Here is a 12,372-nt window from a genome sequence, read left to right on the forward strand (position 1 = left end):
GGTGGAGTTCAGGTTTTGCAGCGCGATAAGCGCGCCGCTGTTCGTGTTGATGCTGTTCAGCGCCATTGCGAAATGAGGTCCTATTCGAGGATGCCCGACGTCATTTTGACTGCCGGGAGGCTTTTGCCTGTCTGCAATTTCGCCCCATGCAATTTATTCCGAGTAAATCTGGATGGTTAACGCGTGCGATATGGGTTTTCGACGGCGAATTCGTCAAATTTGCCGGAAATACAACCTTAAATAGGCTCTCAAATCACTAAAGTACTTACACGACTATTTACGGGATAAAGAATAGGCGCTGCGGCATAGGGTCGCGGCAGGCGGTAACCTTATCAACCCGTCGCGGCTCGGCCCTACCTCCGACACAAGGGCTAGAGGGGGCCAGCCAGGGCCACCGACGATCGCGACACTGTGCGTCAGGCGCGGGTGATCGCCCGGTCAAAGGCCCGGCGAGGCAAGGCTCGTTGGAAAATCTTGCGGTCAGGTCGACCCCTTGGCGGGGCGGTCAGTCCAGAATGCTTCTCAGCGCCCTCTGGAACACGATGGCGAGGGCGGCGCGGTCGGTATCGGGGTTATTCACCGCCCTCATTACGAGGCCATCGAACAGCACGCCGATCATCTCTGCGCGAGCCTTGAAGTCGGCGTCGCTCCAATGCGGCTTGCGGGTGCGCTCAAGCATCCTGAGGCCCAGGAGTCGCTCCTGGGCGTCTGCGGCGCGAACGATGGCGGCGACCTTGGGATTGCGCGCCGCCTCGGCCAGCACCTCAAGCACCAGAGCCGCCCGGCTCTGGTCGTAACACTTGTCCAGCGCGTCGGGCAGGTGATCGAGTATGGCGTCCAGCACCGGTTCGGGCCGGAGTTCCAGTTCGGCGAACTTCTCGCGCATCTCCGCTAGGTCCTGGGCGACGATGGCCGCGATGATCGCCTCCTTGTTCTCGAAGTATCGATAGATCTGGCCGACGCTTAGGCCGGCGGCCTTGGCGATATCGGCCATGCTGGCGCCATGGAATCCGGACAGCCGCACCTGATCGCAAGCGGCGTCGAGAATTTGCTGCCGCCGGAGTTCCACCGTCGGTCGGCCCGATTGCGCCTCAACGCCCATTGCAAATCTCGTTGCGCATTACATTTCCGTTAGGTCAGCCAAAAAGCGGGCCGTCGGTGTTGACTTGCGACAGCCTCGCACTTATGTCCACCCTTGAATGAGAATGAACGTTCATTCTCATGTTGTTCATCAAACCGGCTTCGTCAAGGGCAAGAGCTCGGCGGACCCGACGCCTCCGGGGTTTCACATGCAATTCCAACGTTCGACGGCGACCGCCGTCGCGCTCGCCGCTATTTCGTTGACCCTGGCCGCCTGCGGGCAAAAGGGCGCCGGCGGCGCGCAAGGCATGGGCGGTCCGTCCAATGTCGGCGTTATCGTCGCCAGGACCGAGCCGGTGAATCTGACCACTGAACTGGCGGGCCGAACCTCAGCCTATCTGGTTTCGGAAGTGCGGCCGCAGGTCGGGGGCATCGTCAAGACACGCCTCTTCCAGGAGGGCGGCTATGTCCGCGCCGGCCAGGCGCTGTACCAGATCGATGCCGCCACCTATCAGGCCGCCTATAACAGCGCTGCCGCGGGCCTGGCCCACGCGCAGGCCGCCTACACCGCCGCCAAGCTGAAGGCCGACCGCTTCGGGACCCTGGTCGCCACCGGCGCCGTCAGCCGCCAGGACAATGACGACGCCCAGGCCGCCAGCCAGCAGGCCGCCGCCAATGTCGCCGCCCAGAAAGCCTCCGTCGATGCCGCCCGCATCAATCTTGGCTACACCCGCGTAACGGCCCCGATCTCGGGTCGGATCGGCAAGAGTTCGGTGACCCCCGGCGCTCTGGTCACCGCCAGCCAGACTGCGGCCCTGGCCACCGTTCAGGACATGTCCAGGGTCTATGTCGACCTGACCCAGTCCTCGGCCGAACTTCTGAAGCTGCAACGCGACATGGCCAACGGCCAGTTGGGTCGCTCGGGATCGGCCCAGGTGACTCTGAAGCTGGAGGACGGCTCGACCTACCCCACGGCCGGCCGCCTGGAATTCTCGGACGTCACCGTCGATCCGACCACCGGCTCGATCGGTTTGCGCGCCACCTTCGCCAACCCCAATGGCGTGCTGCTGCCGGGCATGTATGTCCGCGCGGTGCTCAGCACCGGCACGGCCCAGAACGGCATGCTGATCCCCCAACCCGCCGTCAGCCGCGACCCCAAGGGCAATGCGACCGTGATGGTCGTCGGCGCCAAGAGTCTGGCCGAGCCCCGCGTGGTCGTCGCCAGTCAGACCATTGGCGACAAGTGGCTGGTGACCAGCGGCCTCAAGCCTGGCGATCAGGTCATTGTCGAGGGCCTGCAAAAGGTCCGCCCCGGTGCGCCCGTAAAGGCCGCCGTCATCACCGCCCAACGCTAAGGCCTGTCCGCCATGCTTTCCCGCTTCTTTATCGACAGGCCCATCTTCGCGTGGGTCATCGCCATCGTCATCATGCTGGCCGGCATTCTCGCCATCCGCACCCTGCCGATCGCCCAGTATCCCAGCATCGCCCTGCCTCAGATCGCGGTCAGCGCCAACTATCCCGGCGCCTCGGCCAAGACCGTCGAGGACAGCGTCACCCAGGTCATCGAACAGAAGATGAAGGGCCTGGATGGCCTCGAATACATGTCGTCGAGCAGCGACAGCTCCGGCTCGGCCACGGTGACCCTGACCTTCAAGGCTGGCACCAATGTCGATATCGCCCAAGTGCAGGTCCAGAACAAGCTGCAGACGGCCACCGCGCTGCTGCCGCAAGAGGTGCAGCAACAGGGCCTCAGTGTGGTCAAGTCGACCCGCAACTTCCTGATGATCGTGGGCCTTTATTCCAAGGCCCCGGGCACGACCAATGTCGATCTGGCCGACTATGTCGCGGCCAACCTGCAAGACCCGCTGAGCCGCGTCGAAGGCGTGGGCGACGTCCAGCTGTTCGGCGCGCAATACGCCATGCGCATCTGGCTGGACCCCGACAAGCTGGCCAGCTTCTCGCTGACCCCGACCGACGTCACGGCGGCCATCCGGGCCCAGAACGCCCAGGTCTCGGCCGGCCAGTTGGGCGGCACCCCCGCCGCGCCGGGCATGGCCCTGAACGCCACCATCTCGGCGCAGTCGCGCCTGCAGACCCCCGAGCAGTTCCGCGCCATCATCGTCAGGAACACCACCGGCGGCGCCATCGTCCATCTGAGCGACGTGGCCCGCGTCGAGCTCGGCGCCGAAAGCTATTCCTACAACGGCCACTTCAACGGCCACCCGGCCGCGGGCCTGGCCATCAAGCTGGCTCCCGGCGGCAACGCCCTGAACACCGCCGAAGCGGTCAAGGCCCGCATGACCGAGCTCTCCAAGAGCTTCCCGGCCGGCTTCGAATACGTGGTTCCCTACGACTCCACGCCCTTCGTCGAGCAGTCGATCCATGAGGTGGTCAAGACCCTGATCGAAGCGGTGATCCTGGTCTTCATCGTCATGTTCCTGTTCCTGCAGAACTGGCGCGCGACCCTGATCCCGACCATCGCCGTCCCGGTCGTCCTTCTGGGCACCTTCGGCGTGCTGGCGCTCTTCGGCTACTCGATCAACACCCTGACCATGTTCGGCATCGTGTTGGCCATTGGCCTGCTGGTCGATGACGCCATCGTCGTGGTCGAGAACGTCGAACGGGTGATGAGCGAAGAAGGCCTCTCGCCCGTCGAGGCCACCCGCAAGTCTATGAAGGAAATCAGCGGGGCCCTGATCGGCATCGCGCTGGTGCTGTCGGCCGTGTTCGTGCCCATGGCCTTCTTCGGCGGCTCGCAGGGCGTGATCTATCGCCAGTTCTCGATCACCATCGTCTCGGCCATGCTGCTGTCGGTGGTCGTCGCCCTGGTGCTGACCCCGGCCCTTTGCGCCACCCTGCTCAAGCCTGTCGCCAAGGGCCACACGGTCTCTGACAAGGGCTTCTTCGGCTGGTTCAACCGCAGCTTCGATCACGCCAGCCGCAACTATCAGCGGTCGGTTCGCGGAATCCTGGGCAAGAGCGTCCGCTGGATGGCCATCTATGGCGCGATCATCCTGGTCATGGCCTTCCTGTTCATGCGCATGCCGAGCTCGTTCCTGCCCGAAGAAGACCAGGGCACCATCTACACCCTGGTGCAGCTGCCGGCCGGCGCTACCGACGAGCGCACCCAGGGCGTGCTCAAGCAGGTCGAAACCCACTTCCTCAAGGACGAGGCGGTCAAGTCGATCTTCACCGTCTCCGGCTTCAGCTTCGCCGGCGCCGGTCAGAACGCCGGCATCGCCTTCATCAGCCTCAAGCCGTTCGAGGAGCGCAAGAGCGCGCAGATGAAGGCTCCGGCCGTGGCCGGCCGCGCCTTTGGCGCCTTCTCCCAGATCCGCGACGCCATGGTCTTCCCGATCGTGCCGCCCGCGGTTCAGGAGCTGGGCAACGCCTCGGGCTTTGACTTCCAGCTGCAGGACACCGGCGGTGTGGGTCACGAAGCCCTGATCAACGCCCGCAACATGATGCTGGGCATGGCCGCCCAGAACCCGGTGCTGGCAGGCGTTCGCCCCAACGGCCAGGACGACACCCCGCAGCTGCGGATCGATGTCGACCAGGCCAAGGCCGGCTCCATGGGCCTGACCACCGCCGACATCAACGCGGCGCTCAGCACGGCCCTGGGCGGCTCCTACGTCAACGACTTCATCGACCGCGGCCGCATCAAGAAGGTCTATGTCCAGGCCGACGCGCCGTTCCGCATGAAGCCGGAAGACCTGAACCGCTGGTACGTGCGCAACAACACCGGCCAGATGGTGCCCTTCTCGGCTTTCGCCACCACCGCCTGGACCTACGGCTCGCCGCGCCTGGAACGCTATAACGGCCTGGCGTCGGTCAACATCCAGGGCACGCCCGCTCCGGGCCAAAGCTCCGGCGCAGCCATGGCCGCCATGGAAGAGATCGCCGCCAAGCTGCCCCCGGGCATCGGCTATGAATGGACCGGCCTGTCGGCCCAGGAACGCGAGTCCGGCAACCAGGCGCCCGCCCTGTACGCCATCTCGATCCTGGTCGTGTTCCTGCTGCTGGCGGCGCTCTACGAGAGCTGGTCGATCCCGCTGTCGGTGATCATGGTCATTCCGCTGGGCGTGGTCGGAGCCCTGCTGGCCACAACGCTGCGCGGCCTCAGTAACGACGTCTATTTCCAGGTCGGACTGCTGACGACCATGGGTCTGGCCGCCAAGAACGCCATCCTGATCGTCGAGTTCGCCAAGGACCTCTATGAGAAGGGCACGCCCCTGATCGAGGCCACCCTGGAGGCCGTCCGCATTCGTCTGCGGCCGATCATCATGACCTCGCTGGCCTTCATCTTCGGCGTGCTGCCCCTGGCGATCTCCAACGGCGCGGGTTCGGGCAGCCAGCACGCCATCGGCACCGGCGTGATCGGCGGCATGCTCTCGGGCACCCTGCTGGCGATCTTCTTCGTCCCGCTGTTCTTCGTGGTCGTCGAAAAGATCTTCAAACCCAAACACAAGCGCGTCGAATAAACGCCCGCGACTCCAGCGGAGAGCCCCCAAAATGCATAGAGCCATGCTTCTGCGTAACCTCACCCTGACCCTGCTGGCGGCGACCTCTCTCACCGCCTGCACCCTGGCCCCGCCGCACCAGCGCCCGGCCCTGCCGGTCGCCCAGACGTGGCCGACGGCCCAGCCGGCGGGAACCGTCTCCGCCGCCGATCTGGGCTGGCGCGAGGTGTTCGAGGCCCCTCGCCTGCAAGGCGTCGTCGAACTGGCTCTGGTCCAGAACCGCGACCTGCGCGTCGCCCTGCTCAATATCGAGCGGGCCCGTGCCCAGTACGGCGTCCAGCGCGCCGCCCTGTTGCCGGGCATCAATGCCGGCCTCTCGGGCTCGCGCGCCCGGACCCCTGCGTCGGTCAGCCAGTCCGGCTCGGCCATCGAAACCGAACAGTACAGCGCCAGCGTCGGCTTCACCGGCTATGAGCTGGACCTGTTTGGCCGCGTCCGCAGCCTCAACCAGGCCGCGCTCCAGAACTGGCTGGCCGTACGCGAAAATAGCCGCGCCGCCCAGATCAGCCTGATCTCGGAAGTCGCCGGAACCTGGCTGACCCTGGCCGCCGACGAGGACCTGCTGGCCCTGGCCCGCGACACCCTGGCCGCGCGCGACCAGTCCCTGAAGCTCACCCAGAGCCGGGTGGACGCCGGCGCGGCCTCGACCCTCGACCTGCGCCAGGCCCAGACCCTGGCCGAACAGGCCCGGGCCGACGTCGCCGCCTTCGTCGCCCAGGTGGCCCAGGACCGGAACGCCCTGCGCCTGGTCGTCGGCGCCGAGGTCCCCGCCGACCTGATGCCGGCGGGCGGTCTCATCACCGCCCAGATCATGCCCGACCTTCCGGCCGGCGTGGTTTCCGATGTTCTGACCCGTCGTCCCGACGTGCTGGCCGCCGAACACCAACTGGCCGCCGCCAGCGCCAATATCGGCGCGGCCCGCGCGGCCTTCTTCCCGCGCATCGCCCTGACCGGCTCGGCCGGCGCAGCCAGCGGCGAGCTTGGCGACCTGTTCAAGAGCGGCTCGGGCGCCTGGAGCTTCGCGCCCAGCATCAGCCTGCCGATCTTCGCGGGCGGGGCCAACAAAGCCGGCCTGGACGGCGCCCGCGCCAGCCAGGGCATCGCCGTGGCCACCTATGAGAAGACCGTGCAGACGGCCTTCCGCGAGGTCGCCGACGCCTTGGCAGTGCGCGACACCGTCGCAGACCGCGTGGGCGCCCAGGAACGTCTGGTCGCCGCCGCCGCTGACAGCCAGCGCTTGGCCCGGCAGCGCAACGAGGCGGGTCTCGACAGCAATCTGACCCTGCTCGACGCCCAGCGGACGCTCTACGGCGCCCAGCAGGCCCTGATCGCGGCGCGGCTGGTCCGTGCGATCAACCTCGTCACCCTCTACAAGGTCCTCGGCGGCGGATCGCCCGCCACCTGAGAACCTTACCCCACCCCCGGCGACGGTCGGGGGGAGGTTCGCCTCGTCACCCCCCCGATGACGGCGAACCCGAAGAGGCGCGCTCCTCCCCCCAAACCTGGGGCGCGCCTCTTCCTCCTATTTGGGCTTGCTGCTCGCGGGCGGTGGGACCGGCCAGGGCAGGCAGTCGCGGACATAGCCCCATCGCCAGCCGAGGCGGCCTTTGTGAACCGCAAGGCAGACAACAGAATTAGGTTGAGCACTGGCGAAGCGCTTAGATGATACTTTGACACCTCCGAACTTATCGTAAGGCGCGGAAATGTTGCGCAAATAGAGTGTGGGATCATTATCTGCCTCACCTCCAGTTGTGTACAATATCGTTTGGACTCTCTGGGGCGCGGATTCATCCAGAAGCACATTCGCGAAACTGAGAGCGCCCCATACCCACACCGCCGAGAAAAAGAACGCTGCAAAACGCTCCGTCCGCCTCTGCTCAATGAAGAAAATCAACATGACAGCGAGCGATGTGACCAAGCCCGTCACTATGAGCGTTGGTAACCAGTCAAACACATTGAGATCGAGCATTGCCCGAAGCCCAAGGGTGCAGGCCGGAAGGGCAAAAAGCGTGAACAAACCTACCGTCTGCTTTTCTCTCGTAAGAGATACCGCCCCACGCCAGCGCAAGGCAATTGCTAGAACTATGAGCGGCACCACAACGCCTGACAGGACCGCGATCTCATAAGGACGCGGCCAAAACAATATCCATCCCCCAAGCGGTATCCCGCAGAGATCGAGCACCGATATTGCCAACCCGAAGCGGGACACAGCGTCTTTGCGCCTATCGGGCGTAGAGCCAAATCGCTCGTCCGCCTCTAGGCGTTCCTGCTCTTGAGCGGTTTCAATCTGATCAAGGTCTGGCAATATTTGCAGCCAGGCGATCCAAACAGGATTGGAAAGTACGTCTGCTGTCAGACACAGCCCTTTGCCGGCCCCAGGCCGGACGCACAGTTCTAGTGTGCTGGCAAAGATGCGGAAACCCACGACATCCGCTCGTAGAAGTACGTTGCGGCCAAACAGACCAGCGTCTTGGACACGATCAGGGAGCAATCGCGTGCAGCTCACCTTGAGCGAAATGGCGGAATACGTCGCTAGTAGACCTGCTCCGAGTATCAATAAACCCATGAATATATCGAAATAGATATTTCCACGCCGGTGAAGGTCAATAAAGCAAACGACAAGAACGGCTACAGTGATGAAGCCCCCAATCGTCCACACCCACACCTTCAACGGCGACGCCCGCACCTCGCCATCCGGCGCAATACCCCTCGCCCTTCGAACTCTCGCCAAACCCGCCCCCGACACGCGATAATTGAATCAGGCGTAGCCCACACGCCCTACAGCGGCAACTGCACCGTGCTCTTCACCTCTTCCAGCACCGCATAGGTCCGCGTCTCGCGCACCCCCGGCATCTTCACCAGGATGTCGCCGAGGAACCCGCGATAGGCCTCCATGTCGCGCACGCGGGCCTTGATCAGGTAGTCGAAGCCGCCGGCCACCATGTGGCACTCCAGGATCTCGGGCGCGCGACGCACGGCGGCGGCGAAGTCCTCGAACACCTCGCCGGTCGTGCGCTCCAGCATCACCTCGACGAAGATCAGCAGGGCGCGATCAACCTTGGCGGGGTCCAACAGGGCCGCATAGCCGACGATGTAGCCGCGCTCGCGCAGGCGGCGCACGCGGTCGAAGGTGGCGGCCGGCGACAGATTGCACTGCTTGGCCAACTCGGCGTTGGTGATGCGGCCATCGGCCTGCAGCACCCGTAAAAGCCGGCGATCGGTGTCATCAAGAGTGGAAATGGCCATTTTCACCTTTCATCGAAGATCGTTCGGAAAATAACTGTCATAAACAAAGCACATTCAGCAAACTTGGCTTTACACCATCAATCGCCCTAGTCGGTTTCGCACCGCCGTTCCTCCAGACGGCGCCCGGAGTCCCTGGGACCTGTCCCCATCCTGAAGAGGGGACACCAGCGGCGCCTTATCCCCCAAAGGCGCCGCCGAGAGCGGAAGGGACGCGCGGCCTCCCCCCCAGTCGCGTCCCTTCCCACCTCTCCCTTTAAGCGCCATTCTGATCGCGTCCACGGCAGTTCAGCCTTCACCCACACGGCTGGAGCAAACATGCGGCTGGCGGGTTAATCGACGAATTTCCTGCAATCAGACCGGCTCACAAACGAAGCACATTCAGCCCAAGGCTACTTATACCGTTGATCATCAAACCACCCCAAGGGCGAAGCGCATGACCGACTGGGACAGCCTCGACAACGGCAAGTATCGCGACGAGGCCGCCGTGATCAGCGACCTGCTGGCCGCCGCGCCGATGACCTCGGAAGACCGCGCCGCCGTCCGCGCCGAGGCCGAGGCCCTGGTCCGCGGCGCCCGCCGCAGCGTCCGCAAGCAGGGCGTGGTCGAGAGCTTCCTGCAGGAGTTTTCCCTGGGCACCCGCGAGGGCCTGGCCCTGATGTGCCTGGCCGAGGCCCTGCTGCGCACGCCCGACGACGACACTCGGGACAAATTGATCGCCGAGAAGATCGGCTCGGCCGACTGGGCCAGCCACCTGGGCGGCAGCGACAGCCTGTTCGTCAACGCCTCGACCTGGGGCCTGATGCTGACTGGCAAGATCGTCGAGCCTGACGTCCAGGCCAGGAACGACCTGCCCGGCTTCATCAAGAAGATCGCCGGCCGTCTGGGCGAGCCGGTGATCCGCGCCGCCGTCGGCCAGGCCATCCGCATCATGGGCGAGCAGTTCGTGCTGGGCCGCACCATCGAGGCGGCCATCAAGCGCGCCGCCCACGATGGCGACATCTGCAGCTTCGACATGCTGGGCGAAGGCGCCCGCACCGCCGCCGACGCCGAGCGGTATGAGAAGTCGTATGCCGACGCCATTCAGACCGTTGGAAAATTGTCGAACAAGGCTGGCCCGGAAACTGGTCATGGCGTGTCGGTCAAGCTGTCAGCCCTGACCCCGCGCTATGAAGCCACGCAAGAGGCCCGGGTCTGGGACGAGCTCTATCCGCGCGTCCTGCGCCTGGCCCTGATCGCCGCGAAATATGATCTAAATTTTACCATCGACGCCGAGGAAGCCGACCGCCTGGCCCTGTCGTTGAAGCTGCTGGACCGCCTGTGCCGCGAGCCGGAACTGGGCCAGTGGACCGGTCTGGGCCTTGCCGTTCAGGCCTATCAGAAGCGCTGCCCCGAGGTGATCGCGCGCTTGGCCGCCCTCTCCCAAGAGACCGGCCGCCGCCTGATGGTGCGTCTGGTCAAGGGCGCCTATTGGGACAGCGAGATCAAGCGCGCCCAGGTCGCCGGGCGACCGGACTATCCGGTCTATTCGACCAAGCCGGCCACCGACCTTTCGTACCTCGTCTGCGCCAAGGCCCTGATCGCCGCCGCCCCGCACCTCTACGCCCAGTTCGCCACCCACAACGCCCACACCCTGGCGGCCGTGGTGCGGATGGCCAGAAACGCCGGCGTCGAGATCGAACACCAGCGCCTGCATGGCATGGGCGAGGCTCTGTATAAGGCCGCCGACGACCTCTATGACGGCCTGACCGTGCGGGCTTATGCCCCGGTCGGCGGTCATGAGGAGCTGCTGCCCTATCTGGTCCGCCGCCTGCTTGAGAACGGCGCCAATACCAGCTTCGTCCACGCCCTGCTCGATGAGCGGGTGCCGGTCGAGAAGGTCATTGTCGACCCCATCGACGCCGTCGAGGCCCATCCCGACCGCCACGCCAAGATCCCGACCCCGATCAATGTCTATGGCGACCGCCGCCAGAATTCGACCGGTATAGACCTGTCGACCAAGGTGGAGCGCGACCGCCTGACCGCCGCCCTCGCCCAGTTGGACGCAGTGACCCTCTCAGCGGGCCCTCTGGTCGGCGGCAAGATGTCGGCCGGCGCGACACCGCAGCCGGTGGTCAGCCCCTCAGACCATGGCCGCGTCGTCGGCGTGGTCTCGGAAGCCCAGCTGCCGCAGATCGACCAGGCGTTCAAGCTGGCCCGCGCCGCGCAACCGGCCTGGGACCGCTCCGGCGGCGCTGCGCGCGCCAAGGTGCTGCGGGCCATGGGTGACGCCCTGGAAGCCAATATCGACCGCTTGATCGCCATCCTGTCGCGTGAAGCCGGCAAGACCCTGAGCGACGGCATCGCCGAGGTCCGGGAAGCCGCCGACTTCTGCCGCTACTACGCGGTGCTCGCCGAAGACCAGTTCGGCGACGGCGAGGTGCTGAAGGGGCCGGTCGGCGAGACCAACGTGCTGCGCCTGGCCGGTCGCGGCGTGTTCGTCTGCATCAGCCCGTGGAACTTCCCGCTGGCCATCTTCACAGGCCAGATCGCCGCTGCTCTCGCCGCCGGCAACGCCGTGTTGGCCAAGCCCGCCGAACAGACCCCGCTGATCGCCATGGAGGCTGTGAAGCTCTATCACGCAGCGGGCCTCGACCCGCGCCTGCTGGCCCTGCTGCCGGGTCGCGGCGAGACCGTCGGCGCCGTGCTGACCAGCCACGAAGGCTTGGACGGCGCGGCCTTCACCGGCGGCACCGACACCGCTTGGCGCATCAACCAGACGCTCGCCCAGCGCCAGGGCCCCATCGTGCCGTTCATCGCTGAAACCGGCGGCCTCAACGGCATGTTCGTCGACACCACCGCCCAGCGCGAACAGGTGATCGACGACGTCATACTCTCGGCCTTCGGCTCGGCCGGCCAACGCTGCTCGGCCCTGCGCCTGCTGTTCCTGCCCCATGACACCGCCGACCACATCATCGAGGGCTTGAAGGGCGCGATGGACGCCCTGGTGCTGGGCGATCCAGCCTTGGCCGTCACCGACGTCGGCCCGGTGATCGACGCCGACGCCAAGGGCGCGCTGGACAAGCACATGGTCCGCCTGAAGCACGAGGCCAAGATCCTCCACGCCCTGAAAACCCCGGCCGCCGGCACCTTCTTCGCTCCGGTCCTGGCCGAGATCCCCGCCGCCGACTTCCTGGAGCGGGAGGTGTTCGGCCCCGTCCTGCACGTGGTCCGCTACGCGCCCGAGGATCTGGAACAGGTGGGCGGCGCCCTGGCGGCCCGCCGCTATGGCCTGACCCTGGGTATCCATTCGCGGATCGAGAGCTTCGCCGCCGACGTCCAGCGCCTGGTCCCGGCCGGCAACACCTATGTCAATCGCTCCATGACCGGCGCGGTCGTCGGCGTGCAGCCGTTCGGCGGCGAAGGCCTGTCGGGCACCGGCCCCAAGGCCGGCGGCCCCCACGCCCTGCTCCGCTACGCGGTCGAGCGGGCGCTGAGCATCAACATCACGGCCCAGGGCGGAGACCCGGCGTTGTTGAACCTGTAAGTG

7 protein-coding genes are annotated in these 12,372 nt (G+C 65.6%); 4 read left to right on the top strand and 3 right to left on the bottom strand.

Going from position 1 to position 12,372, the window contains the following annotated elements; genetic code table 11:
* Positions 1 to 505: 505 nt before the first annotated feature.
* Positions 506 to 1,102, bottom strand: a complete 597-nt coding sequence (locus ACP69S_RS14655; protein ID WP_425998404.1) for a TetR/AcrR family transcriptional regulator — start codon at positions 1,100 to 1,102, stop codon at positions 506 to 508.
* Positions 1,103 to 1,289: 187 nt separating this feature from the next.
* Here ACP69S_RS14655 and ACP69S_RS14660 point away from each other — a divergent pair, with 187 nt between their 5' ends.
* The 3 genes from ACP69S_RS14660 to ACP69S_RS14670 are packed head-to-tail and all read left to right on the top strand — an operon-like array spanning position 1,290 to position 7,005.
* Positions 1,290 to 2,435: an efflux RND transporter periplasmic adaptor subunit gene (locus ACP69S_RS14660; protein ID WP_425998406.1), complete on the top strand. Its 1,146-nt coding sequence runs from the start codon at positions 1,290 to 1,292 to the stop codon at positions 2,433 to 2,435.
* A 12-nt stretch (positions 2,436 to 2,447) separates the two neighbouring features.
* Positions 2,448 to 5,561 (top strand): efflux RND transporter permease subunit, encoded by a 3,114-nt coding sequence (locus ACP69S_RS14665; protein WP_425998407.1) that lies wholly within the window; start codon positions 2,448 to 2,450, stop codon positions 5,559 to 5,561.
* Between the two features lie 31 nt (positions 5,562 to 5,592).
* Positions 5,593 to 7,005 (top strand): efflux transporter outer membrane subunit, encoded by a 1,413-nt coding sequence (locus tag ACP69S_RS14670; RefSeq protein ID WP_425998409.1) that lies wholly within the window; start codon positions 5,593 to 5,595, stop codon positions 7,003 to 7,005.
* Positions 7,006 to 7,122: 117 nt separating this feature from the next.
* On the opposite strand, the gene ACP69S_RS14675 is transcribed toward ACP69S_RS14670, so the two are convergent.
* Both ACP69S_RS14675 and ACP69S_RS14680 read right to left on the bottom strand, forming a co-directional pair.
* On the bottom strand, positions 7,123 to 8,271 hold the full coding sequence (locus ACP69S_RS14675) for a hypothetical protein (protein WP_425998411.1): 1,149 nt from the start codon (positions 8,269 to 8,271) through the stop codon (positions 7,123 to 7,125).
* Between the two features lie 107 nt (positions 8,272 to 8,378).
* Positions 8,379 to 8,846 (bottom strand): Lrp/AsnC ligand binding domain-containing protein, encoded by a 468-nt coding sequence (locus ACP69S_RS14680; RefSeq protein ID WP_425998413.1) that lies wholly within the window; start codon positions 8,844 to 8,846, stop codon positions 8,379 to 8,381.
* Between the two features lie 433 nt (positions 8,847 to 9,279).
* Between ACP69S_RS14680 and putA the strand changes: the two genes are divergently transcribed.
* Positions 9,280 to 12,369 carry a bifunctional proline dehydrogenase/L-glutamate gamma-semialdehyde dehydrogenase PutA gene (gene putA / locus ACP69S_RS14685; RefSeq protein WP_425998415.1) on the top strand — a complete coding sequence of 1,030 codons (3,090 nt, stop codon included), beginning with the start codon at positions 9,280 to 9,282 and terminating at the stop codon, positions 12,367 to 12,369.
* The last annotated feature ends 3 nt before the right edge of the window (positions 12,370 to 12,372 follow it).

The organism is Caulobacter sp. DWR1-3-2b1 (genome assembly GCF_049895765.1).
In the GTDB taxonomy this organism is placed as follows: domain Bacteria; phylum Pseudomonadota; class Alphaproteobacteria; order Caulobacterales; family Caulobacteraceae; genus Caulobacter.

Excerpts from the sequence above, each read along its gene's own strand:
- ACP69S_RS14660 (WP_425998406.1), top strand. The coding sequence starts at position 1,290 with ATGCAATTCCAACGTTCGACGGCGACCGCCGTCGCGCTCGCCGCTATT.
- putA (WP_425998415.1), top strand. The coding sequence starts at position 9,280 with ATGACCGACTGGGACAGCCTCGACAACGGCAAGTATCGCGACGAGGCC.
- ACP69S_RS14680 (WP_425998413.1), bottom strand. The coding sequence starts at position 8,846 with ATGGCCATTTCCACTCTTGATGACACCGATCGCCGGCTTTTACGGGTG.
- ACP69S_RS14655 (WP_425998404.1), bottom strand. The coding sequence starts at position 1,102 with ATGGGCGTTGAGGCGCAATCGGGCCGACCGACGGTGGAACTCCGGCGG.
- ACP69S_RS14670 (WP_425998409.1), top strand. The coding sequence starts at position 5,593 with ATGCATAGAGCCATGCTTCTGCGTAACCTCACCCTGACCCTGCTGGCG.
- ACP69S_RS14665 (WP_425998407.1), top strand. The coding sequence starts at position 2,448 with ATGCTTTCCCGCTTCTTTATCGACAGGCCCATCTTCGCGTGGGTCATC.